Origin of the sequence: Micromonospora sp. NPDC048894, assembly GCF_040649765.1 — a bacterium.
Lineage (GTDB): Bacteria > Actinomycetota > Actinomycetes > Mycobacteriales > Micromonosporaceae > Micromonospora > Micromonospora antibiotica.
The window spans coordinates 324,884-348,058 of the sequence record NZ_JBEZFY010000002.1 but is presented as its reverse complement, the minus strand read 5'-3'; the positions used below and the strand labels follow the sequence as shown (position 1 = coordinate 348,058).

Genomic DNA, 23,175 nt, shown 5'->3' with positions numbered 1-23,175 from the left:
ACCGTGGCCTTCGCGCTCCGTAAACGCGGCCCCAGCACCTTCGAACGGGCCTCCGACGGTTCCATGACCCTGATGGAGCATGTCCGCGAGCTGCGGAACCGGCTGTTCCGCGCCTCGCTGGCGATCCTGGTCGGCTTCGGCTTCGGTATCTGGCTGGCGACGCCGGTCCGGGTGCTGCTCTCGAAGCCGTACTGCGACCTGCCTCAGGCGAAGGACCCGGATACCGGGCTGTGTAAGTTCGTCCAGCTCGGCGTTGCCGATGTCTTCCTGCTCAATCTGAAGATCGGCCTCTGGGTCGGGTTGATCATTGCGGCACCGGTCTGGCTCTACCAACTCTGGGCGTTCATCGCGCCGGGTCTGCACCGGCACGAGCGGCGGTACGCGTACATCTTCACGACGCTCGCCGCGCCGCTGTTCGCGGCCGGCGCGGTGCTGGCCTTCTTCGTCACCACCAAGGGCCTGGAGTTCCTGCTCGACATCTCTGGCGGCGACATCTCCACCACCCTGGAGGTCACCCGCTACATCTCGTTCGTCACCAACCTGATCCTGTTGTTCGGGGTGGCGTTCGAGTTCCCGCTGGTAGTGCTGATGCTCAACTTCGTCGGGTTGGCCAGCGCCCGCAAGCTGCTGAGCTGGTGGCGGGTTGCGGTCTTCGTGTTCTTCGCCTTCTCCGCCGTGGTGACGCCCACCCCCGACCCGTTCGGCATGACCGCGCTGGCGATCTGCCTCTGCGCGCTCTACTTCGCCGCGGTCGGGGTGGCCTTCATCAACGACCGGCGCAAGGGGCGGCGTAAGGAGTCCTACGCGGGACTGAGCGACGACGAGGTGTCGCCGTTGGAGTTGGACGACGACCCGGTGGTGGCCACGCCGGAGCTGGAGTTGTCCGAGCCGGTGCACGCCTCCGAGCCGGTGGCCCCGCCCAAACCGATCGACCGCCGCTACGACGACATGACCTGACCGTCAGGTCATCCGCACCACCCGACGCCGCTCCCGCCCTGCCGGGAGCGGCGTCGCTCGTCCGGCCCCGGCGGGCTCAGAGCACCTGGGACAGGAAGCGGCGCAGCCGGGGGTGCTGCGGCGTCTCGAAGACCGCCTCCGGTGCGCCGGCCTCCAGCACCACCCCGTGGTCCATGAACGCGACGGTGTCGGCGACCGAGCGGGCGAAGCCCATCTCGTGGGTGACCACCACCATCGTCATGCCCCCGGCGGACAGCTCGGCCATCACCCCGAGCACCCCCTTGACCAGCTCCGGGTCGAGCGCCGAGGTGGCCTCGTCGAAGAGCATCACCTCAGGTTGCAGGGCCAGCGCCCGGGCGATGGCGACCCGCTGCTGCTGACCGCCGGAGAGGTGGGCGGGCCGGGAGTCGGCCTTGCCGGCGAGGCCGACCAGCGCCAACTGGGTCCGGGCCAGCGCGACCGCCTCGTCCTCGGGCAGCTTCTTGAGCCGGCGCAACGCCAGGGTGATGTTGCGCAGCACGGTCATGTGCGGAAACAGGTTGAACTGCTGGAAGACCATGCCGATCCGCTGCCGCAGGGCGTCCGGGTCATCGCGCAGCACGCTGCGCCCGTCGAGCAGGACGTCACCGGCGTCCGGCTCGATCAGCCGGTTGACGGTGCGCAGCAGGGTGGACTTGCCGGAACCGGACGGCCCGATGACGCAGGCCGTCGCGCCCCGGGCGACGTCCAGGTCGACGCCGCGCAGCACCCGGTTGGCCCCGAAGGCCAGGTGTACGTCGCGGACGGCGAGGCTGACCGAGGTGGTGGTCGCGGTGCCGGCGGTCATCGGGGGTCCTCCCGGGGGGTACGCGGTTGCGGTAGGGCGGTCTCGCCGGCCAGGGCCAGCCCGCCGTCGTCGTCGGGGTCGACGGTGACCGTCCGGCCCCGGCGCAACCGGCGGTCGATGGCGTTGACGGCGTGCGTCAGCGGCACGGTCAGCAGCAGGTAGCACAGGCCGGCCAGCAGCAGCGCCGACTGGTTGCCGGTGTTGGCGGCGTAGTCCTGCCCGATCCGGAACAACTCCCGCTGGCTGGCCAGCAGGCCGAGGAAGTAGACCAGGCTGGAGTCCTTGATCAGCGCGATCAGCTGGTTGACCCAGGCCGGCAGCACCCGGCGTACCCCCTGCGGGACGATGACCAGGCGCATCGCCTCACCCCAGGAGAAGCCCAGCGCGCGGGCCCCCTCCAGCTGCGCCGCCTCCACGCTCTGGATGCCGGAGCGGAAGATCTCCCCGATGTACGCGGCGGCGATCAGCGACAGCGCCAGGATGCCCAGCGGGTAGGGGTTGGGACCCCACACCTGCATGCCGAGCGGGGCCAGGCCGACACCGATCAGCAGGATGGTGGCGGCGGCCGGCAGCCCCCGGAACACGTCGGTGTAGACCCGGGCCGGCCAGCGCAACCATCGGGTCCGGGAGATGCCCGCCACGGCCAGCGCCATGCCCAGCACCGAGCCGAGCAGGGCGGCGGAGACCGCCAGGATCAGCGTGTTGGGCAGCCCGACGGTCAACATCTCGGGCAGCGCCTCGCGCATGGAGTCCCAGTCGAAGAAGGTCTCCCACAGGGTGCTCAACGGATCCATCGTGTTTCTCCTACCGCCCCGCTCGCTGGTCTGGTCGTACCGTCAGGAGTTGGCCGACGCCGACGCCGACGCCGACGCCGACGGCGTCGCCGCGCCGGGGGCGGCGACGTCGCCGCTGCCGGGGGTGAAGCCGGCGGGGATCGGCCGGCCCGGGTAGTACTGCTGCTGGAGCCGGGTCCAGGTGCCGTCGGCGATGACCTCGTCGAGGCCCTTGTCCAGCGCCTTGCGCAGCGCGTCGTTGCCCTTGGCGAAGGCGTACGCGGTGGGGGTCGGGCTCAACTCCGTGGCCGCCACCGTGATCTTGCCGTTGCTGTCGGCGGCCGACTTCTCGCCGATCTCGGCGGGGGCGATCCAGGCGTCGGCGGTGCCGGCCTTGAGCTGGTTGATCGCCCCGTTGTAGTCGGGCACCCGCACCGGGTCGAGCTTGCGCGAGGTGGCGTAGTCGTCCTGCACGGTGCCCTGCACGACCACCACCCGCTTGCCGGCGAGCTGGTCGAAGCCGGTCAGCGGGGAGCCGGCGGGCACGTCGAGGCCGAAGTAGCCGAAGTCGTAGCCGTTGCCGAAGTCGACGGTCTTCTTCCGGGCCTCGGTGATGGTGATCGAGGAGCTGCCGATGTCGAACTTGCGGTTGTTGACCTGGGAGAGCAGCGCCGAGAAGTCGGTGCCGACGAACTCGACCTTCAGCCCCACCTTGCCGGCGGCCGCGACGAGCAGGTCGTTGTCGAAGCCGGTGAAGGTGCCGTCCTTGAGGTAGACGTTCGGTGGGGCGTCGGTCAGCGTGCCGGCGCGCAGCACCCCCGGCTGGAGCAGGCCGTACGGGTTGTCGGCGGGGTCGGCGGACTCGCCGCCGCAGGCGGTCAGCGCGGTGGCGGCGAGCAGGGCGGCGACGCCGAGCGCGGCGGCCCTGGTGAGGGTGGGCCGGGGCCGCCGGGTCGTGGGCAGGGCAGGAAGGAATCGCACGGGTGTCTCCAGAGTTGATCGGGCGACGGCGGGCGCGCGTCGCCGACGGGGTGCCCGCCGGGCACGCCGCTGAGGTGGTACGGGAAGAGGGGGTCGACTACCGGGGGCGACAGGAGTCGCTGTGGACCCGCATCAGGTCGACGTGTCGCCGTCTGACCAGCCGGACGCCGCTGGTCCGGGACACGGGGGCGACGCCGTCGGTGGGCGGGGCGGGTGCGGGGGCGGACACGGGTTCTCCCGGGGTCGGAGTTGACCTGGGGAAACCAGGCCACGCTTGCACCGGCGGTCTACCGGTGCCTGGTCCTCACCCGGAGCACCCCACCGTGGCGGAGGGTTGCCGGCCAGCGAGCCGGGGCTTGACGCTGGCGCTCATGACCTGCCCGAAGGCTAGCAGCCGGGACCGGGCGATCGTCCACCCGTTATGACGGCCCTCACGTCCGCTCCTTACCGCCGGGCGGGACGGGTGAGACGGGTGGGTCGCGCGGTGCCGGTGGGCGCGCGGTGGGGCAGGTCGGCGTCGTAGCGGACCCGGGCCGCCTGCACCTCGGCGAGGTGGGTGGTGGCCCAGGTCTCCAGTCCGGAGACCAGGTCGAGCAGGCTGCGGCCCAGGTCGGTGAGGGCGTAGTCGACCCGGGGCGGGACGCTGGCGTGCACCGTCCGGGTGACCAGGCCGTCGCGCTCCAGCCCGCGCAGGGTCTGGGTGAGCATCTTCTGGCTGATCCCGTCGATGTGCTCGGCCAGCTCGCCGTAGCGCCGGTCGCCGTCGGCGAGGGTCAGCACGACCAGCACGCTCCACCGGTCGCCGATCCGGTCGATGACCTGCCGGCTGCCGCAGTCGCGCTGGAACGGGTCGGGTCGCATCCCTTTACTCTCCATCAGTGCGTCACAAACTTCAAGGTGCCTACTCTCCGATGGGAAGTATCGCCAAGCAGCTGGGTGTTTGCCAGTACGACTGAAGTAGCCACCCGAAGGAGAACGCCATGTCCATCGTCGTCACCGGAGCCACCGGCCACCTGGGTCGCCTGATCGTCGAATCCCTGCTGCGCCGGGGCGTACCCGCCGGGAAGATCGTGGCGCTGGGGCGGGACACCGGCCGGCTCACCGGCCTCGCCGACCGGGGGGTCGAGGTCCGGTCGGCCGACTACACCGACCCCGACTCGCTCCGCGCCGCCTTCGCCGACGCCGAGAAGCTGATGTTCGTCTCCGGCAGCGAGGTCGGCCAGCGGGTGCCGCAGCACCACAACGTCATCGACGCCGCCCGCGAGGCCGGTGTCGGCCTGGTCGTCTACACCAGCATCGCCCACGCCGACACCTCCGACCTGCTGCTGGCCGCCGAGCACCGGGCCACCGAGGAGGAACTGCGCGCCTCCGGCCTGCCGTACGTGCTGCTGCGCAACAGCTGGTACCTGGAGAACTACACCGGCCAACTCGACGGCTACCTGGCCCACGGGGTCGCCGGTTCCGCAGGTGACGGCCGGGTCAGCGCCGCCACCCGCGCCGACTACGCCGAGGCCGCCGCCGAGGTGCTCACCACCGAGGGACACGCAGGTCAGGTCTACGAGCTGGGCGGTGAGGCGTTCACCATGACCGAACTGGCCGCCGAGGTGTCCCGCCAGAGTGGACACGACGTCCGCTACACCGACCTGCCGGTGCCGGCGTACACCGACCTGCTCGTCTCCGCCGGGCTGCCCGAGCCGTACGCCGCCACCCTGGCCGACGCCGACCGGGGCATCGCCCAGGGTGCGCTGTACGTGCCCGTGGACGACCTGGAGAAGCTGCTCGGCCGCCGTCCCACCAGCCTCGCCGAGGCGCTCCGCGCCGCCCGCTGACCCGACCCGCCCGCCCCGGCGACACCCCGGGGCGGGCGGCGCGGGGATAACCGGTGGAACGTCGCCCCCGCCCCACCCGACAATGCTCGCCATGGATCACCAGACGCTGGTGCGGGTCAGCAAGCGGATATCGCTCGCCCTGCGCCACCAACCCGCCCGGTTCGGCCTCACCCCCGACCCGGGCGGCTGGGTGTCCGTCGTCGACCTGCTGGCCGCCCTGCGGATCGACCGGGCCGACCTCGACACGGTGGTCACCGGCAACGACAAGCAACGCTTCGCGGTGACCCGGGACGCCGACGGGATCGAACGGATCCGGGCCAACCAGGGCCACTCGTACCCGGTGGACCTGGGGCTGACCGCCGAACCGCCGCCGCCGCGGCTCTTCCACGGCACCGGGGCCGCCGCACTCGGCTCGATCCGGGCCACCGGACTGCACCGGGGCGGCCGGCACCACGTACACCTGTCGTCGGACGTGGCGACGGCCCGGCGGGTCGGGGCCCGCCGGGGTGGCGCGGTGGTGGTGCTGACCGTCGACGCGGCGGCGATGGCCCGCGACGGGCACACCTTCTACCGCAGCGCCAACGGCGTGTGGCTCACCGACGCGGTGCCACCGGCCTATCTGACCTGATCACCTCGGTCGCGGCTGCCACGACGCCAGCGGGTACCCCGGGCGGTTCACTCCGGCGGCGGGTAAGGTGCGGATGTCGTGCCTCGGGCGGCCCGGCGAGCCGAACCCAGAACGCCGTGGCCGAGGGCCGACACCGCTGCCGCCACCACGCGTCCCCCGCCGCAGCGCGAGGGACGCCCGCCGGGAAGGGACCGCGCGATGGCACCGCTCCCGCTGAGCCCGCAGGACGCCCTGGTCGAACTCAGCCGGATCCGACTCGACGAGGTCGGCCTGGACGAGGTGCTGCAGCTGATCGCCGACCTGGCCCGGCGCAGCCTGCGCGGGGTGGCCGAGGTGTCGGTGACCCTGCTGCGTGGTGGCAGCCCGCAGAGCGTCGCCGTCACCGGCGACATCGCGCTCCTGCTCGACGAGTGGCAGTACCGGCAGGGCCACGGGCCGTGTCTGGACGCCGCCATCACCGGCGACACCCTGCTCGTGTCCGACACCGCCACCGAGGAACGCTGGCCGGTCTGGGCGGCCCGGGCGGTCGACGGGGGCATCGGCAGTACGCTCGCCATCGGTCTGCCGATCCAGGAGGCGGTGGTCGGCGCCCTCAACCTCTACGGGCCCGCCCCGCGCGCCTTCGACGCCGACACGGTCGAACTGGCCCGGACCTTCGCCGCGTACGCCGCAGTGGCCCTGGCCAACGCCCATCTCTACGCCAGCACCGCCTCGCTGGCCGAGCAGATGCGGGCGGCGATGGAGAGCCGGGCCGTGATCGAGCAGGCCAAGGGCATCATCATGGGCCAACGCCGGTGCACGGCCGACGAGGCCTTCGGCATTCTCGCCCGGCTCTCCCAGGACACCCACCGCAGGCTGCGGGACGTCGCCGCCGCCCTCGTCGGCCGGGCCAGCAGCCCGACGCACTCAGGTTCCGCGAGTCACTGATCCGGCCGGGTGGGCTGACCGGACGCCGGTTCGACGACCTGGTGGACCAGGGCCTCCGCCACGTCCCGCAGCTTACGGTTGGAGTTCTGCGACACCCGGGCCAGCAGGGCGAACGCCTCGTCGGCCGTGCACCGTCGCTGGCCCATGATGATGCCCTTGGCCTGCTCGATCACGGCGCGGTTGCGCATGGCCTCCTGCATCTGCTCGGCCAGTGAGGCGGTGCTGTCGTAGAGATGGGCGTTGGCCAGGGCCACCGCGGCGTGGCCGGCGAACGTCCGGGCGGGCTCGGCCACCTGGCTGAAGGCGTCCGGCCGGGTGCCGTAGACGTTGAGCGCGCCGACCATCGCCTCCTGGATCGGCAGGCCGAGGGACATCGAGGAGCGCACCCCGGTCGTGCGGGCCCGCGCCGCCCACTCCGGCCAGCGACGCTCGTCGGTCATGTCCGCGACGATCAGCACGGTGCCCGTGGTGGCCGCGTCCAGGCACGGGCCGCGACCCTGCTCGTACTGCCACTGGTCGAGGCGGAGCGCGAGGTCACCGGTGTGGGCCGCGGTGTGCGCCTCGGTGCCGTGCACCAGTGTCACCGAGACCTCGGCGGCTCCCGGGATGCTGTCCCTGGCCACCTCGGCGATCCGGGACAGGACGGCGTCGAGGTCCATCTCGGCGTGGCGGATGGAGCCCAGCCGGAGGACAGCCTCGGTGATGTCCAGTGGTGACTGCGTCATGTCGTCTGACGTCCTTGCGAACCGGCGCAAACCTACCGGAGGAACCGGCAGCGCGTGACGAGCGGTCGTTGCCAGGGACCGCAGGTGCGGCTGCCCGGGGCGGACCGGGGACCGCGCCGCTGCTTGACGCTCGCTCGCGACACCCCATGGGACGTCGAATGCGGAGCATCACCTTACCGGTCCGCCGGGGGTGACTGGCGAGGACACCACCGAGCGCCCAATTCCGGGTGGTGTCCTGGCCGGACACCGGGGATGATGGCGGGCGACGACGACAGGGGAGCGGGCGGATGACGGTGGAGTTGCCCCGCGCGGGGCGGGTGTTGTTCATCGGCGACAGCATCACCGATGCCGGGCGCGACCGTGCCGACGAGGCCGACCTGGGGGTGGGCTGGGCGATGATGGCCGCCGCCTGGTTCACCGCCCGGCATCCGGGTCACCGGGTGACCTTCCGCAACCGGGGCGTCGGCGGTGACCGGGTACGCGACCTGCGGGCCCGTTGGACGGACGACTGCCTGGCGCTGGCCCCACAGGTGGTGTCGGTGCTGATCGGGATCAACGACACCTGGCGGCGGTACAGCAGCGACGAGGTGACCACGGTCGAGGAGTTCACCACCGACTACCGGCACCTGCTCGCCACCACCCGGGAGGCGCTACCGGACGTCCGGCTGGTGCTGATGGAACCGTTCCTCATCCCGGTCGACGACGCCCAGCGGCGCTGGCGCGACGACCTGGACCCGAAGGTCGACGCGGTACGCAAGCTCGCCGCCGAGTTCGACGCGACGCTGGTCGCGGTGGAGGCGGTGTTCCACCGCGCCGAGGTCGACGACCGGGTGTGGACCGACGACGGGGTGCACCTGACCCCGTCCGGTCACGCGGTGCTGGCCCAGCAGTGGCTGGCGGCGGTCACCCCGGCCACCTGAGCCCGCCCGGTCGGGCCCCGGGCGTTGCCACGGCCCGGGGTGATCCTCTACGGTCGGTCCAGCGGTTGGCGGTGCGGTCCTTCCCAACCACCACCGCCGAGCGGCCCTGTGGCGGGCCGGGGCCGGTGGGGCCCCGGGATGACCTGCCCGGTGCCGGCGGCGGTCCCGTGTGTCGTCCTGCCCCCTCGCCGGTCTGCGCCCTTTGTCGCGTTCGGAGTCGGTACGGTGGGAAACACGCCGAGCCGCCCGGGAGATCCCGTGTTCCTCACGCCCCACGAGCAGGACCGCCTGCTCGTCCACGTCGCTGCGGACGTCGCCCGACGACGACGCGAGCGCGGACTGCGCCTCAACTATCCCGAGGCCGTCGCCATGATCACCGCGTTCCTCCTCGAGGGCGCCCGGGACGGCCGGACGGTCACCGACCTCATGGCCGCCGGCCGGACCGTGCTCACCCGCGACGACGTGCTCGACGGAATCCCCGAGATGCTGGGGGAGGTGCAGGTGGAGGCGACGTTCCCGGACGGCACCAAGTTGGTGACGGTGCACCACCCGATCCCGTGATCCCCGGGGAGATCCTGCCCGGCGACGGGCCGGTCGAGATCAACGCGGGTCGCCCGGTGACCACCCTGCTGGTGGTCAACACCGCCGATCGGCCGATCCAGGTCGGCTCGCACTACCACTTCGCCGAGACCAACCCGGGGCTGCGCTTCGACCGCGCCGCCGCGTACGGGCAGCGGCTCGCGGTGCCGGCGGGGACGTCGGTGCGGTTCGAGCCGGGCGTGAGCCGCACCGTGGACCTGGTGCCGCTGGGCGGGGCCCGGGTCGTGCCGGGGCTGCGCGGCGAGGTCGCCGGCCCTCTCGACCGGGGGCCGGATGCCGACGGGGCCGGCCCGTGCGACGCGGAGGCGGGACGATGAGCACCGTGGACCGGCGACGCTACGCCGACCTGTACGGCCCGACCACCGGCGACCGCATCCGGCTGGCCGACACCGACCTGCTGATCGAGGTGGAGGTCGACCACTGCGTCGGCGGCGACGAGGCGGTGTTCGGCGGCGGCAAGGTGATCCGCGAGTCGATGGGCCAGTCCCGGGCCACCCGGGCCGAGGGTGCGCTGGACACGGTGATCACCGGCGCGGTGGTGCTGGACCACTGGGGGGTGGTGAAGGCCGACGTCGGGCTGCGCGACGGCCGGATCGTGGCGCTGGGGCGGGCCGGCAACCCGGACACCATGCCCGGGGTGCACCCGGACCTGGTGATCGGCCCGTCGACCGAGGTGATCGCCGGCAACGGGCGCATCCTCACCGCCGGAGCGGTGGACACCCACGTGCACTTCATCTGCCCGCAGATCGTCACCGAGGCGCTCACCTCGGGCATCACCACCCTGGTCGGCGGGGGCACCGGCCCGGCCGAGGGCACCCGGGCCACCACGGTCACCCCGAACGCCTGGCACCTGGCCCGGATGCACGAGGCGCTGGACACCTTTCCGGTGAACGTGCTGCTGCTGGGCAAGGGCAACACGGTCTCCACCGAGGCGCTGTGGGAGCAGTTGCGGGCCGGGGCGGGTGGCTTCAAACTGCACGAGGACTGGGGGACCACCCCGGCGGCGATCGACGCCTGCCTGCGGGTGGCCGACGCGTCCGGGGTGCAGGTGTCCATCCACACCGACACCCTCAACGAGGCCGGGTTCGTGGCGGACACGCTGCGCGCCATCGCCGGCCGGGCGATCCACTCGTACCACACCGAGGGGGCGGGGGGTGGGCACGCGCCGGACATCATCACGGTGGCCGGGGAGCCGAACGTGCTGCCGTCGTCGACGAACCCGACCCGCCCGTACACCCGCAACACCCTCGCCGAGCACCTCGACATGCTGATGGTCTGCCACCACCTCAACCCGTCGGTGCCGGAGGACCTGGCGTTCGCCGAGAGCCGGATCCGGCCGTCCACGATGGCCGCCGAGGACCTGCTGCACGACCTCGGGGCGATCTCCATCATCGGCTCCGACTCGCAGGCGATGGGCCGGGTCGGCGAGGTGATCACCCGGACCTGGCAGAGCGCGCACGTGATGAAGCGGCGGGTGGGCGCGCTGCCCGGTGACGGCCCGGCCGACAACCACCGGGCCCGCCGCTACGTGGCGAAATACACCATCTGCGCGGCGATGGCCAACGGGCTGGAACGGGAGATCGGCTCGGTGGAACCGGGCAAGCTCGCCGACCTGGTGCTCTGGGACCCGGCGTTCTTCGGAGTCCGGCCCTACCTGGTGATCAAGGGCGGAATGATCGCGTACGCGCAGATGGGCGACGCGAATGCGTCCATCCCCACCCCGCAACCGATGCTGCCGAGGCCGATGTTCGGCGCGTACGGCGTGGTGCCGGCCGCGACCAGCGTGGCGTTCGTCGCGCCGGCCGCGCTGGAGGCGGGCCTGCGGCTGGACGTGCGCCGCCCGCTGGTCCCGGTGGCCGACGTGCGCTCGCGGGGCAAGGCCGACCTGCCGTGCAACGGCGCGTTGCCGCGCATCGAGGTCGACCCGGACACCTTCACCGTCCGCATCGACGGGGTGGTGGTCGACCCGGAACCGGTCACCGAACTGCCCATGGCCCAGCGGTACCACCTGTTCTGATGACCCCGTCGAGCATGGTGCTGCTGCTGGCCGACGGCAGGTTCCCCGCCGGGGCGCACGCCCACTCCGGCGGGCTGGAGGCGGCGGTGGCGGCCGGGCTGGTCACCGACCCGGCCACCCTGGCCGGGTTCCTGCGCGGCCGGTTGGCCACCGGCGGGCTGGTCGCCGCCGCGTTCGCGGTGGCGGCGCACCGGGCCGCCGCAGCCACCGACCGGCGGGCGACGCTGGCCCGGCTGGACGCCGAACTGGACGCCCGTACCGCCGCCCCGGCGCTGCGGGCCGTTTCCCGCCGGCAGGGTCGGGCGCTGCTGCGGGCCGGTCGGGAGATCTGGCCCGACGGCGGGTTCGACGCCCTGCCCGCCGGTGTGCCGGGGCCGCACCAGCCGCTGGTGCTCGGTCTGGTCGCCGCCGCCGCCGGCCTGGACCCGGTGGCGGCGGCGACCGTCGCCGCGTACGGGTCGGTGACCGGCCCGGCCAGCGCGGGGGTACGGCTGCTCGGCCTCGACCCGTACCGGGTGCACGCGGTGCTGGCGGCGCTGGCCGTCGACTGCGACGCCACGGCCGCCCGCGCGGTCGCCACCGCCGCCGATCCGCCCGAGCTGCTGCCGGCCCCGGCCGCTCCGCTCACCGACATCCACGCCGAAGTCCACACCACCTGGGAGGTGCGTCTCTTTGCGTCCTGAAACCGTTTCGCCGACCCCGCACGCGTCGATCCCGCACGACGAGACCGTGCCGCACACCCACCCCGAGCCGGGGGTCGACCCGCACGCCCCGCTGCCGTCCACCGTCCGCCCGCTGCGGGTGGGCATCGGCGGGCCGGTGGGTTCGGGTAAGACCGCGTTGGTCGCGGCGCTGTGCCGGGCCTTCGCCGACGAGCTGCGCCTGGGCGTGGTCACCAACGACATCTACACCACCGAGGACGCGGACTTCCTGCGCCGGGCCGGGGTGCTCGACCCGGAGCGGATCCGGGCGGTGGAGACCGGTTGCTGCCCGCACACCGCGATCCGCGACGACATCGGCGCGAACCTCGACGCGATCGACGAGCTGGTCGACGGGGTCGGACCGCTGGACCTGGTGCTGGTGGAGAGCGGTGGGGACAACCTCACCGCCACGTTCAGCCGGGGGCTGGTCGACCGGCAGATCTTCGTGGTCGACGTCGCCGGGGGCGACAAGGTGCCCCGCAAGGGTGGGCCCGGGGTGACCGCCGCCGACCTGCTGGTCATCAACAAGACCGACCTGGCCCCGTTGGTCCGGGCCGACCTGTCGGTGATGGACCGCGACGCCCGCGCCCGGCGGGGGGACCTGCCGACGGTGTTCCTGTCCATCGTGGGCGATCCGCTGGCCACCGGGGTGGCCGACTGGGTCCGTCACGAGCTGGCCCACCACCGTGGCCGGCTGGCCGTCGCCTGATGCGCGCGGTCGCCCGGGTGGTGGCGGTGGTCGACCGTCGGGGCCGCACCGTGCTGCGCGAGCTGCGGGGCGAGTCACCGCTGCTGCTGCGCCAGGCCGCCACCGAGGAGGGCGTCCCCACGGTGTACGTCGTCGGCGGCGCGGCCGGTCCGCTGGCCGGTGACGACCTGCGGTTGAGCGTCGAGGTGGGGCCGGAGGCGGCGGTGCGGGTGCGTACCGTCGCCGCCTCGGTGGCCCTGCCCGGCCGGCCGGGGGCGGTCTCCCGGATGCGGGTCGACGCGGTGGTGCACGACGGCGGCACCCTGCACTGGCTGCCGGAGCAGCTGGTCGCGGCGGCCGGCTGCGACCATGTCGCCGAGTCCCGGGTGACCCTCGCCGAGGGGGCCCGGCTGCTGTGGCGCGAGGAACTCGTCTGCGGCCGGCACGGCGAACCCGCCGGCGACGTCGTGGTGGCGACCTCGGTCGACCACGCCGGTCGGCCGCTGCTGCGGCAGTCCCTGGCGGTCGGCCCGGCCGCACCCGGTTGGGCCGGGCCGGCGGTGCTGGGCGGGGCGACAGCGACCGGTTCGTTGCTGGTGGTCGGTCCCGCCGCCGCGTCGGGACCGGCCACCGTGGACGCCGCCGGCGGCCAGCCCCGGGGCCGGGTGCTGCCCACCGGCCCCGGGGCGTCCGCCGCCTGGCTGCCGCTGGCCGGTGGCCCGGCGGCCCTGCTCACCGCCACCGCCCCCGACGCCCACACCCTGCGTACCCTGCTCACCCCGGCCGGTGACCCGGCTGGCGTGGCGGCGATCGGCCCGCCCACCCCGGCGACGGCCACCGGTCCGACTCCGGCCGCCCCGGCCGTCAGCGCGGCTGCTGCCGGGGCCGGTGGCGGAGTTCCGGGCGCGGCGGGGGAGACCGGGTGGGTGACGGCTGCCGGTCTCCGCTGACGGCCGGCCGAGTGCCGGTGACGGCAGGCCGGAGGGACGGCCGGCCCGTGGGGCTGCCGGGCAGTCGGCCTGCATCGGCAGCCGGTCGGTCGGTCCGCTGCGGTTGCCGGTCAGCCGGCCGGTGGGGCTGCCGGGCAGTCGGCCTGCACCAGTCGGTCGGTCGGTCCGCTGCGGTTGCCGGTCAGCCGGCGCGGACCGGCTGCCGGCGGGGGTCGAGCCGGGCGACGAGTTCGACGAGCTGGCCGGTCAGCGTCGCGTCGTCGATGATCCCGGCCAGCTCGGCCCGGACGAGGGCATCGATGCGCTCGTGTTCGCGCCGGCCCCGGGGCGTCAGGTAGGCCCGGATGCGTCGCCGGTCGAACGGGTCGATCCGGCGGTGTACCAGGTTCTGGTCGACGAGCTGATCGACGATCTTCGTCAGGGTGCCCGGCGGCAACGACTCCTCGGTGGAGACTTCGCTCATCGGGTGACCCTGCCCGTCGGCGAGTCGGCAGAGCACCCGCCACGCCTCGACGGTGAGCCCCTCGGCGGTGAGCACCACACCGACCCGACGGGCGAGCAGCCGTTCGGCGCGGGTGAGCGCGCGCATCAGGTCGACGGGCGTGGTGGGATCGTCGGCCATGTCTCTCCCCGTTCGGTGGCTTGCCATGTTACCGAAGCGTCCCGGTTTCCGGTCGGGTCTGGTGGCCCGCCAGGGTTGCCGGCAATCATGTCAGCATGTCCGTGCCGGTGCCCGGCTCCCCCGGCCTGCCGGAGCCGCTGTCCCGCCCGGGCGGCCCGGCCGGTGCGGCCCCCTGGCTGACCGTCGACCGGTCGGTGGTCAGCGTCGCGTTGGTCTTCCCGATGCGCGGCCCGGCCGGCATGTTCGGCCCCACCTGTGAGCTGTGCGCCCAGTTGGCGGTGGAGGAGGTCAACCGGGCCGGCGGGGTGCTCGGTCGGGAGCTGCGGCTGGTGCCGGTCGACGGCGGTGCGCCACCGGCCGAGGTCGCGGCCGAGGTGGAGGCGCTGGTGTCGACCGGTGCGGTGCAGGGGGTGACCGGTTGGCACATCTCGTCGGTCCGGCAGGCGGTGGCGCCGAGGATCGCGCACCGGGTGCCGTACGTCTACACCGCCCTGTATGAGGGCGGGGAGCGTACCGAGGGGGTGTTCCTGACCAGCGAGACACCCGACGCCCAGCTCCGGCCGGCGATGCGGCTGCTCGCCCGGGAGCAGGGCGTACGCCGCTGGTATGTGGTGGGCAACGACTACGTCTGGCCACGCCGGACCGCGCAGGCCGCCCAGCGCTACGCCCGCGACGACGGGGCGCGGGTGTGCGGGCGGGCCTTCCTGCCGTTGGGCACCGAGGACTTCGGGCCGGTGCTGCGGGCGGTCGAGCGGACCGAGGCCGATGCGGTGCTGATGCTGCTCGTCGGTGCCGACGCCGTCCGGTTCAACCGGGCCTTCGGCCGGTCCGCACTGGACCAGCGGTGCCTGCGGTTGAGCACCCTGATGGACGAGAACATGCTGATGGCCAGCGGCGTCGGCGGCACCCGCCGGCTGTTCAGCACCGCCGGGTTCTTCGCCGGCCTGGTCACCCGGGAGAACCTCGACTTCCACGGCGCGTTCGCCCGCCGGTTCGGGGTGGACGCGCCGCCGCTGGGCAGCCTGGGGGAGTCCTGCTACGAGGGCGTGATGCTGCTCGCCGCCCTGATCACCCGGGCCCGCACTCTGGACGTACGGGCGATCGGCGCGGCTGCGGACGCCGTCACTTACCACGGCCCCCGGGGTGAGCTGCACCTGCGCCACCGCCACGTCCGCCAACGCATCTACCTCGCCGAGGCCGACGGCCTCGACTTCACCGTCCTCTCCCAACTCTGACCCCCACCCCCACCCCCACCCCACCCCCACCCCCACCCGGCCTCACCCACCCCCAGACCCCGGTGATCAAGAGGTTTGCGTCATCCGTCGGCCGTTTGGTGACGCAAACCTCTTGATCACCGGGGAGATGCGGGGCGGGGCGGCGTGGGGGAGGGGGGAGGGCGTGGGGTGGGGCGTGGGGGTGGTGGTTGACAGGGGGGTGGGTGGGGGCTCTAGGATGCTTCCTGCGTGAAGTAATCGCCATTCCTGCCATTGTGGGGCGTGCGGCCGGGTTTTTGGTCGGGTGCCTGTGCCGGTGGTGGCGGATGCTATTTCGCGGATTCTATTGAGGTCATCGTCGGTTTGCGGCGGTGGCCTTTTCTTATGCGCCGAGATCGATTGGTGAAACAGCCAATTAAGGGCTGGGAAACGTGGCGGCAATCAATTGGGCAGAGGCTCTTGCTGCCCGAAGTCCACTGCGGACCGCCACAGTGACGTCCCACCCGTCACCCGGCGGCACCGCCGACGACCACCGCTACCGCACCGATTGCCGAGTTGGACCAATGTCTGCCGACCAGTGCTGGTCGGCACGGAAAATCGTCCGGCGAAATTCGCTCCGCGCAGGGAGAATGAATGTCACAGTTCCGGGGCCGCCGCATCCTGGCGGGCGCCATGACCCTGATCGCCGCCGCCGCACTCACCGGTTGTGGCAGCAAGACCTCCGACGAGAAGTCGACCGCCGGTGTCAGTGCCGACGTCTCCGGCGACTCCGTCAAGGTCGGGCTGCTCAACTCGCTCTCCGGCACGATGGCCATCAGCGAGGTCACCGTGCGGGACTCCATCATGCTGGCCGTCGAGGAGATCAACGCCGCCGGTGGCGTGCTGGGCAAGAAGATCGTCCCGGTCGGTGAGGACGGTGCCTCCGACTGGCCCACCTTCGCCGAGAAGGCCGAGAAGCTGATCTCCCAGGACCGGGTCGCCGCCGTGTTCGGCTGCTGGACGTCGGCCAGTCGCAAGGCGGTCAAGCCGGTCTTCGAGAAGAACAAGGCGCTGCTGTTCTACCCGGTGCAGTACGAGGGGCTGGAGCAGTCGCCGTACATCTTCTACACCGGGGCCACCACCAACCAGCAGATCGTGCCCGGCCTGGACTACCTCAAGGCGCAGGGCAAGAAGTCGGTCTACCTGGTCGGCAGCGACTACGTCTTCCCGCGTACCGCCAACAAGATCATCAAGGCGTACGCGGCGGCGAACGGGATGACCGTGCTCGGCGAGGACTACGCCCCGCTCGGTTCCACCGAGTTCGGCACCATCGTCAACAAGGTCCGCTCCGCCAAGGCCGACGCGGTGTTCAACACCCTCAACGGTGACAGCAACGTCGCGTTCTTCAAGGAGTACACCTCCGCCGGGCTGACCGCCGCGAGCATGCCCGTGGTGTCGGTGTCGATCGCCGAGGAGGAAGTCAAGGGGATCGGCACCCAGTACCTCAAGGACCAGCTGACCGCCTGGAACTACTACCAGACCACCCCCGGCGCGGCCAACCAGAAGTTCGTCGCCGCGTACAAGGCCAAGTACGGCGCGGACAAGCCGACCAGCGACCCGATGGAAGCCGCCTACGTCGCGGTGTACCTGTGGAAGGCGATGGTCGACAAGGCCGGCACGTTCGAGGTGGAGAAGGTCCGGGCCGCCTCCGGTGGCATCACCTACGACGCCCCGGAGGGCCTGGTCACCGTGGACGGCCCCACCCAGCACATCGCCAAGACCGCCCGGATCGGCAAGGTCGGCGCCGACGGGCTGATCGCCGAGGTGTGGAACTCGGGCAAGCCGATCACGCCCGACCCGTACCTGAAGAGCTACCCCTGGGCGAGCGGCCTGAGCTGACCGATCCCGGCCCGGGCGGGAGGCACCCCCGCCCGGGCCGACCCACCACTTCGGAGCGCGAACGTGACAGTCCTCTTCGGTCAGCTCTTCACCGGCATCAGCATCGGCGCGGTGCTGCTGCTCATCGCCCTCGGCCTGGCGCTGACCTTCGGCCAGATGAACGTGATCAACATGGCGCACGGTGAGTTCATCATGGCCGGCGCCTACACCACCTACGTCCTGCAGCAGACCGTGACCGCCGCCGGCTGGTCGCTGCTGGTGGCGCTGCCGGTCGCCTTCGCGGTGGCCGGCACCATGGGCGTGCTGCTGGAGGTGCTGCTGATCCGCCGCCTCTACGCCCGCCCGCTGGACACCCTGCTGGTCACCTGGGGCGTCTCGCTGATGCTCCAGCAACTCGCCCGCGACGTCTTCGGCAGCCCCAACGTGCAGACCCGCGCCCCGGCGCTGCTCACCGGAAACGTGTCCCTGCCCGGCGGCCTCACCGTCGCCAACAACCGGCTGTTCATCCTGGCCCTCGCGCTGGCCGCCGTTGTGGCGCTGACCCTGGCACTGCGGCTCACCCCGCTCGGGCGGCGCATCCGCGCCGTGGTGCAGAACCGGGACCTCGCCGCCGTCTCCGGCATCCCCACCGCCCGGGTCGACCGGACGACCTTCTTCATCGGCTCCGGGCTGGCCGGCGTCGCCGGGGTCGCGCTGACCCTGCTCGGGCCGATCGGCCCCACGATGGGCACCAACCTGATCATCGATGCCTTCCTGGTCGTCGTGGTCGGCGGCATCGGCCAGCTCAAGGGCAGCGTGATCGTCGCCTTCGCGCTGGGCGTGCTCCAGGCCACCGGCGAGTACCTCACCACACTCAGCGTCGCCAAGGTGATCGTCTTCGTGGCGATCGTGGCGTTCCTCCAGTGGCGGCCCCAGGGGCTGTTCACCCTGCGTACCAGGAGCCTCGCATGACCGCCGCGCCGCTGGTCGGCACCGATCCCGCCAGCGCGGCCGGCACCCCGGCCGGCGGCCGGCGGGGCCGCCGGTTCGACGGCCCGGCCCGCACCGCCGCCGGGTTCGCCCTCGGTGCGGCGCTGCTGTTCGCCGTCGCCCCGCTGACCCTGTCGGACTTCCGGCTGTCGCTGCTGGCCAAGTACCTGTGCGTGGCGATGGTCGCGGTCGGCATCGGCATCGCCTGGGGCCGGGGCGGCATGCTCACCCTCGGCCAGGGGGTGTTCTTCGGCCTCGGCGGCTACGCGATGGCGATGCACCTCAAGCTCGCCGACGCCGGCCCCGGCGAACTGCCCGACTTCATGCAGCTCTACGGCCAACTCGACGAGTTGCCGTTGTGGTGGCGGCCGTTCGCCAGCCCGTGGATCGCCCTGCCGGCCACCGTGCTGCTGCCGATGGCTGTCGCGTTCGGCCTCGGCTCGCTGGTGTTCCGCCGCCGGGTCCGCGGCGCCTACTTCGCCATCCTCAGCCAGGCCCTCGCCGCCGCGATGGTGATCCTGCTGGTCGGCCAGCAGGGCACCACCGGCGGCACCAACGGCCTCACCGACATCCAGGGCTTCTTCGGGTACGACCTGGACGACCCGGTCAACCAGCGGATGGTCTACTTCATCATCGCCGCCAGCCTGCTCGCGCTGCTGGCCCTGGCCCGCCAGCTCATCCGCAGCCGCTACGGCGAGTTGCTGGTGGCCGTCCGCGACGGTGAGGAACGGGTCCGTTTCCTCGGCTACGACCCGGCCGGCGTCAAGCTCGTCGGCTACGTGATCGCCGCCGGGATGGCCGGGCTGGCCGGGGCGCTGTTCGTCCCGGCGGTCGGGATCATCTCACCCGCCCTGATCGGGATCGTCCCGTCCATCGAGTTCGTCATCGGTGTCGCGGTCGGCGGCCGGGCCACCCTGCTCGGTCCGGTGCTCGGCGCGGTGGCGGTGGCCTGGGCACGTACCGCCCTGTCGGAACGGTTCCCGGGCACCTGGACGTACCTGCAGGGCCTGCTGTTCGTGCTGGTGGTGGCGTTCCTGCCGGGCGGCCTGGCGTCGCTGTGGGTGCTGGCCCGGCAGCGCCGGTCGGACCCGGCCGGCGCGCGGTGGTGGCGGCGGACCCGGCCGGTGGACCGGGCCGAGAACCGGACGGAGGTGTCGGCGGCATGACCGGCCCGCAACTCGACGGCCTGTGCGTACGCGGCCTGCGGGTCACCTTCGACGGCTTCACCGCCGTCGACGGGGTCGACCTCGACGTGCCGCCCGGCGACATCCGCTTCCTGATCGGCCCGAACGGTGCGGGCAAGACCACAGTGGTCGACGCCGTGACCGGGCTGGTCCGGGCCACCGGCTCGGCCCGCTTCGGCGACCGGGAACTGCTCGGCCGCGACGTGCACCGCATCGCCCGGCTCGGCATCGGCCGCACCTTCCAGACCGCCTCGGTCTTCGAGGAACTGACCGTGGTGCAGAACCTCGACATCGCCGCCGGTGCCACCCGGAACTGGTGGACGTTGGCCCGACGACGCAACCGGATCCCCGACGAGGTGGCCGCCGCGCTGGAGACGATCGGGCTGACCGATCGGGGTGACCAGCTGGCCGGCGCGTTGGCGCACGGGCAGAAGCAGTGGTTGGAGATCGGCATGCTGTTGGTCTCCGACGCCCGGCTGCTGCTGCTCGACGAACCCGTCGCCGGGATGAGCCACGAGGAACGCGACGCCACCGGCGCCCTGCTGGAGACGGTCAGCCGGGACCGCACCGTGGTGGTCATCGAACACGACATGGACTTCCTGCGGCGCTTCGCCCGCAGCGTGACCGTGCTGCACGCCGGGAAGGTGCTCAGCGAGGGCACCGTCGCCCAGGTCCAGGCGGACCCCCGGGTGCAGGAGGTCTACCTCGGCGTCGACACCGCACCGGAGGCGTGATGTTGGATTTGCGTGGCGTACACGCCGGCTACGGCCGCAGTGAGGTGCTGCACGGGGTGGACGTGGCCGTCCCCGCCGACGGGGTGGCCGCCGTGCTCGGCCACAACGGCGCGGGCAAGAGCACCCTGCTGCGGGTCGCCGTCGGGCTGCTGCGCCCCCGCGCCGGCACGGTCACCCTCGACGGGGAGGACGTCACCCGGCTCGCCCCGCACCAGCGGGTCGCCCGGGGCCTGGCGTACGTCCCGCAGGGCCAGCAGTGCTTTCCGCACCTGACGGCGGCGGAGAACCTGCGGCTGGTGGCCGACGGCCGGCGCGACGGGGCCGCCGCCACCGCCGAGGCACTGGACCTGTTCCCGGCGCTGCGTCCCCTGCTGCGGCGGCGGGCCGGCCTGCTCTCCGGCGGCCAGCGGCAGCAGTTGGCCATCGCCCGTGCGCTGGTCACCCGGCCCCGGCTGCTGCTGCTCGACGAACCCACCGAGGGCATCCAACCCTCGGTGGTCGCCGAGATCCAGGACCGGATCGTCGAGCTGGCCACCGGGGCCGGCATCCGGGTGCTGCTGGTGGAGCAGCACCTCGGCTTCGCGCTACGGGTGGCGACCCGGCACTACGTGCTGGAGTCCGGCCGGGTCACCGCCACCGGCGACGGCGGCCGGGACGCCGAACGGTCGGTCCGCCAGGCGCTCGCTGTCTGACCGTGTTGGATCGATGACCGAAAGTGATCGAACCTGTAACATTGGCGTGCGTAGATGGCATGAAGGTGCTTCAACCGCCCGTGACGCAGGGGAGTGACTGTGCGGAATCTGCCGGCCCGGGTCCTGGGCGTCGTGACCGCGATCTCGCTCGGTGTGGTCGGCGGCCCGTCGCCGGCCCCGGACCGGCCGGCCGGCGCGTCGGCCACCGCCGCCCCGGCGGCGGACCCGGCCGACGAACTGACCGGCGACATCGTCTTCTCCGCGCCGAGCGGCACTTTCCGGGACGCACTCGCGGTCTCGTTGCGGACGACGGTGACCGACGCCGAGATCCGCTACACGACGGACGGGGCGCTGCCCCGCGCGGACTCCCCACGGTACGACGGCACCCCGGTGGCCATCTCCGCCACCACCCAGCTACGGGCCGGTGCGTTCGTCGACGGGGTGGCGACCGGTGACCCGGGCACCGCCCTCTACGTCGAGCGGGCCGTGGACGTCAGCCTCGACCTGCCGATCCTGCTGATCGACGGGTACGGCCAGGGTGCGCCGGGACGGGAGTTCGTCGATGCGGCAGCGCTGCTCTTCGCGCCGACCGGGGGACACGCGTCGCTCTCGACGCCACCCACCCTCGCCACCCGGATCGGTTACCACCTGCGCGGCACGTCGAGTTCCCTGTTCGACAAGGCGCCCTACCGGGTCGAGTTCCGGGACAACGAGGACGACGACGTCGACCAACCGGTGCTCGGCATGCCGGCCGAATCCGACTGGGTGCTGCGGGGGCCCTACACCGACAAGGCGTTGATCCGGGAGGCGTTCACCTTCGACCTGGCCCGCGAGATCGGATTCCAGGCACCCCGGTACGCCTTCGTGGAGTTCTACCACAACGTGGCGGACCGGCCGGTGAACGCCGAGGACTACCAGGGCGTCTACCTGATCGTCGAGACCATCAAGAACTCGAAGAACCGGCTCGACCTGAAGGACCTCGACCCCGACGACGTCACCCTGCCGGCCATCTCCGGCGGGTACATCTTCAAGTTCGAGTGGCTGACGGCCGAGGAGCCGACCCTGGAGTGCCAGGGACGGCCCGCGACCTGCTGGCACTACCTGGAGGTGGTCGACCCCTCGCCCCTGCAACCGGAACAGCAGGCCTGGCTCACCGGGCACCTCCAACAGTTCAACGACCTGATGCAGTCCCGCGACTTCGCCGATCCGACCACGGGCTACCCCGCCTGGATCGACGTGGGATCGTTCGTCGACTCGTTCATCGTCAACGAGCTGACCCGCAACTTCGACGCGTACGCCCGCAGCTCGTACTTCCACAAGGACCGCGGCGGCAAGATCACCGCCGGGCCGCTGTGGGACCTCGACCTCACCTACGGCATCGGCGGCGGGGACAACCTGGAGACCACCGGTTGGCAGTACGCGCAGCCCCGCTGGCCGAAGCCCAACAACTGGATCAACCGGCTGGTCACGGACCCCGGTTTCATGGCGCTGGTCCGGGCCCGCTGGGCCGCTCTCCGCCAGGGTCCGCTCTCCGCCGCCGGGCTCGACGCGCGCCTCGCCGCTCTCACCGCGCCGCTGGCCAACGCCGCCGACCGCAACTTCCAGCGGTGGCCGAACCTGACCACCGAGAAGATCGGCCCCATCGTCACCCCGACCGCCGACACGTGGCAGGGGCAGCTCGACTACCTGCGGGACTGGCTGGACCGGCGGATGGCGTGGCTGGACTCCGCCGTCTAGGCCAGCCGGATGTCGTCACCGTCGACGGTCACCGCCCTGGGCGGCAGCGGGCTACCGGCCGGGCCGCTGCGCACCGCGCCGTCGGCGATGCCGAAGACGCTGTTGTGGCAGCCGCAGACGATGGTGCCGTCCTTGACGGAGGTGACCGTGCAGCCCTGGTGGGTGCAGGTCGCCGAGAACGCCTTGATGGTGCCGGCGGCGGGTTGGGTCACCACCACCCCCTCGGCCTTGAAGATCTTGCCGCCGCCGACCGGGATGTCCGCCACCGCGGCCAGCGCCGCCGGGGCGGGCGGCTGCTCGCCACCTCCGGCGGGGGAACCGCTCGCCCCCGCGGACGGCCCGGCCGCGCCCGGTGAGGCGCCGGCCGGGTTGCCACCCGCAGGAGCCCCGGCGGAACCGCTGGCCGCCGGAGCGGCGGCCGGTGCCGTCGACTCACCGTACGTCTGGCAGCCGGTGAGCAGGGCGGTCACACCCACCCCACCGGCACCGGCCAGCACGGCCCGCCGGGACGCACAGCCCGCCCCACGTTCGTCGCACATCTGCCCGTCGTTCCTCTCGTGTGTCACACGCCCACCCTGTCCACGGGCCGCCGCCGCGGCACGTGCCCGCCCCGCGTATCGGCT

Annotated in this window: 25 protein-coding genes and 1 riboswitch; of the genes, 18 read left to right on the top strand and 7 right to left on the bottom strand. The window is 72.6% G+C overall.

Annotated elements, in window-relative coordinates:
* The first annotated feature begins 3 nt into the window (after positions 1-3).
* The gene (tatC, locus tag AB0C22_RS05410) at positions 4-957 is read left to right on the top strand and encodes a twin-arginine translocase subunit TatC (protein ID WP_357533644.1); all 954 of its coding nucleotides are present in this window, start codon (positions 4-6) and stop codon (positions 955-957) included.
* A gap of 76 nt (positions 958-1,033) precedes the next feature.
* Here the strand turns inward: tatC and AB0C22_RS05405 are convergent, their stop codons facing one another.
* The 4 genes from AB0C22_RS05405 to AB0C22_RS05390 all read right to left on the bottom strand — a co-directional run bounded on the left by AB0C22_RS05405 (position 1,034) and on the right by AB0C22_RS05390 (position 4,398).
* Positions 1,034-1,783 carry an amino acid ABC transporter ATP-binding protein gene (locus tag AB0C22_RS05405; protein WP_208566126.1) on the bottom strand — a complete coding sequence of 250 codons (750 nt, stop codon included), beginning with the start codon at positions 1,781-1,783 and terminating at the stop codon, positions 1,034-1,036.
* Entirely contained in the window at positions 1,780-2,577 is a 798-nt protein-coding gene (locus tag AB0C22_RS05400) for an amino acid ABC transporter permease (RefSeq protein WP_219461589.1), read from the bottom strand. The genes AB0C22_RS05405 and AB0C22_RS05400 overlap by 4 nt, the downstream gene beginning before the upstream one ends.
* 42 nt (positions 2,578-2,619) lie before the next feature.
* Positions 2,620-3,537, bottom strand: a complete 918-nt coding sequence (locus AB0C22_RS05395) for an ABC transporter substrate-binding protein (protein WP_357533642.1) — start codon at positions 3,535-3,537, stop codon at positions 2,620-2,622.
* 265 nt (positions 3,538-3,802) lie between these two features.
* Positions 3,803-3,914: riboswitch (SAM riboswitch) on the bottom strand.
* Between the two features lie 67 nt (positions 3,915-3,981).
* The gene (locus tag AB0C22_RS05390) at positions 3,982-4,398 is read right to left on the bottom strand and encodes a helix-turn-helix domain-containing protein (RefSeq protein WP_357533640.1); all 417 of its coding nucleotides are present in this window, start codon (positions 4,396-4,398) and stop codon (positions 3,982-3,984) included.
* Positions 4,399-4,517: 119 nt separating this feature from the next.
* On the opposite strand from AB0C22_RS05390, the gene AB0C22_RS05385 reads away from it, so the two are divergent.
* The 3 genes from AB0C22_RS05385 (at position 4,518) to AB0C22_RS05375 (ending at position 6,921) form a co-directional block, all read left to right on the top strand.
* The gene (locus tag AB0C22_RS05385; protein ID WP_357533638.1) at positions 4,518-5,366 is read left to right on the top strand and encodes an SDR family oxidoreductase; all 849 of its coding nucleotides are present in this window, start codon (positions 4,518-4,520) and stop codon (positions 5,364-5,366) included.
* Between the two features lie 91 nt (positions 5,367-5,457).
* Positions 5,458-5,994 (top strand): RNA 2'-phosphotransferase, encoded by a 537-nt coding sequence (locus AB0C22_RS05380; protein WP_357533636.1) that lies wholly within the window; start codon positions 5,458-5,460, stop codon positions 5,992-5,994.
* 198 nt (positions 5,995-6,192) lie between these two features.
* Positions 6,193-6,921 carry a GAF and ANTAR domain-containing protein gene (locus AB0C22_RS05375; protein WP_219461604.1) on the top strand — a complete coding sequence of 243 codons (729 nt, stop codon included), beginning with the start codon at positions 6,193-6,195 and terminating at the stop codon, positions 6,919-6,921.
* Here the strand turns inward: AB0C22_RS05375 and AB0C22_RS05370 are convergent.
* A complete protein-coding gene (locus tag AB0C22_RS05370; protein ID WP_219461607.1) occupies positions 6,915-7,646 on the bottom strand; it encodes a GAF and ANTAR domain-containing protein in 732 nt (243 codons plus the stop codon). The two genes, AB0C22_RS05375 and AB0C22_RS05370, sit on opposite strands and share 7 nt — an antisense overlap.
* 287 nt (positions 7,647-7,933) lie before the next feature.
* Here AB0C22_RS05370 and AB0C22_RS05365 point away from each other — a divergent pair, with 287 nt between their 5' ends.
* From AB0C22_RS05365 to AB0C22_RS05335, 7 genes are all read left to right on the top strand, one after another.
* Positions 7,934-8,566 carry an SGNH/GDSL hydrolase family protein gene (locus AB0C22_RS05365; protein WP_357533634.1) on the top strand — a complete coding sequence of 211 codons (633 nt, stop codon included), beginning with the start codon at positions 7,934-7,936 and terminating at the stop codon, positions 8,564-8,566.
* A 258-nt stretch (positions 8,567-8,824) separates the two neighbouring features.
* Entirely contained in the window at positions 8,825-9,127 is a 303-nt protein-coding gene (locus tag AB0C22_RS05360; protein ID WP_208566118.1) for an urease subunit gamma, read from the top strand.
* Positions 9,124-9,483 carry an urease subunit beta gene (locus AB0C22_RS05355; RefSeq protein ID WP_357533632.1) on the top strand — a complete coding sequence of 120 codons (360 nt, stop codon included), beginning with the start codon at positions 9,124-9,126 and terminating at the stop codon, positions 9,481-9,483. Before AB0C22_RS05360 ends, AB0C22_RS05355 begins: the two co-directional genes overlap by 4 nt.
* On the top strand, positions 9,480-11,183 hold the full coding sequence (locus AB0C22_RS05350) for an urease subunit alpha (protein WP_357533630.1): 1,704 nt from the start codon (positions 9,480-9,482) through the stop codon (positions 11,181-11,183). Before AB0C22_RS05355 ends, AB0C22_RS05350 begins: the two co-directional genes overlap by 4 nt.
* Positions 11,183-11,866, top strand: a complete 684-nt coding sequence (locus AB0C22_RS05345) for an urease accessory UreF family protein (protein WP_219461634.1) — start codon at positions 11,183-11,185, stop codon at positions 11,864-11,866. Before AB0C22_RS05350 ends, AB0C22_RS05345 begins: the two co-directional genes overlap by 1 nt.
* On the top strand, positions 11,856-12,593 hold the full coding sequence (gene ureG / locus AB0C22_RS05340) for an urease accessory protein UreG (protein ID WP_219461638.1): 738 nt from the start codon (positions 11,856-11,858) through the stop codon (positions 12,591-12,593). Before AB0C22_RS05345 ends, ureG begins: the two co-directional genes overlap by 11 nt.
* Positions 12,593-13,522, top strand: coding sequence for an urease accessory protein UreD (locus AB0C22_RS05335; RefSeq protein ID WP_357533627.1), 930 nt, complete (start codon positions 12,593-12,595; stop codon positions 13,520-13,522). Before ureG ends, AB0C22_RS05335 begins: the two co-directional genes overlap by 1 nt.
* 181 nt (positions 13,523-13,703) lie before the next feature.
* On the opposite strand, the gene AB0C22_RS05330 is transcribed toward AB0C22_RS05335, so the two are convergent.
* Positions 13,704-14,144, bottom strand: a complete 441-nt coding sequence (locus tag AB0C22_RS05330) for a MarR family transcriptional regulator (RefSeq protein WP_357533625.1) — start codon at positions 14,142-14,144, stop codon at positions 13,704-13,706.
* 95 nt (positions 14,145-14,239) lie between these two features.
* Between AB0C22_RS05330 and AB0C22_RS05325 the strand changes: the two genes are divergently transcribed.
* From AB0C22_RS05325 to AB0C22_RS05295, 7 genes are all read left to right on the top strand, one after another.
* A complete protein-coding gene (locus AB0C22_RS05325; RefSeq protein WP_357533623.1) occupies positions 14,240-15,379 on the top strand; it encodes a substrate-binding domain-containing protein in 1,140 nt (379 codons plus the stop codon).
* 612 nt (positions 15,380-15,991) lie between these two features.
* Positions 15,992-17,236: an urea ABC transporter substrate-binding protein gene (gene urtA, locus AB0C22_RS05320; protein WP_208566110.1), complete on the top strand. Its 1,245-nt coding sequence runs from the start codon at positions 15,992-15,994 to the stop codon at positions 17,234-17,236.
* Between the two features lie 63 nt (positions 17,237-17,299).
* Positions 17,300-18,187, top strand: a complete 888-nt coding sequence (gene urtB / locus AB0C22_RS05315) for an urea ABC transporter permease subunit UrtB (RefSeq protein ID WP_219461644.1) — start codon at positions 17,300-17,302, stop codon at positions 18,185-18,187.
* Complete coding sequence (gene urtC / locus AB0C22_RS05310; RefSeq protein WP_219461649.1) at positions 18,184-19,371, top strand: urea ABC transporter permease subunit UrtC; 1,188 nt, start codon at positions 18,184-18,186, stop codon at positions 19,369-19,371. The genes urtB and urtC overlap by 4 nt, the downstream gene beginning before the upstream one ends.
* The gene (gene urtD, locus AB0C22_RS05305) at positions 19,368-20,123 is read left to right on the top strand and encodes an urea ABC transporter ATP-binding protein UrtD (RefSeq protein ID WP_357533621.1); all 756 of its coding nucleotides are present in this window, start codon (positions 19,368-19,370) and stop codon (positions 20,121-20,123) included. Before urtC ends, urtD begins: the two co-directional genes overlap by 4 nt.
* Complete coding sequence (urtE, locus tag AB0C22_RS05300; RefSeq protein ID WP_208566106.1) at positions 20,123-20,815, top strand: urea ABC transporter ATP-binding subunit UrtE; 693 nt, start codon at positions 20,123-20,125, stop codon at positions 20,813-20,815. The genes urtD and urtE overlap by 1 nt, the downstream gene beginning before the upstream one ends.
* Positions 20,816-20,914: 99 nt before the next feature.
* Complete coding sequence (locus tag AB0C22_RS05295) at positions 20,915-22,552, top strand: CotH kinase family protein (RefSeq protein WP_357533619.1); 1,638 nt, start codon at positions 20,915-20,917, stop codon at positions 22,550-22,552.
* Here AB0C22_RS05295 and AB0C22_RS05290 read toward each other — a convergent pair.
* A complete protein-coding gene (locus AB0C22_RS05290) occupies positions 22,549-23,118 on the bottom strand; it encodes a Rieske (2Fe-2S) protein (protein ID WP_308290718.1) in 570 nt (189 codons plus the stop codon). The two genes, AB0C22_RS05295 and AB0C22_RS05290, sit on opposite strands and share 4 nt — an antisense overlap.
* Between the last annotated feature and the right edge of the window lie 57 nt (positions 23,119-23,175).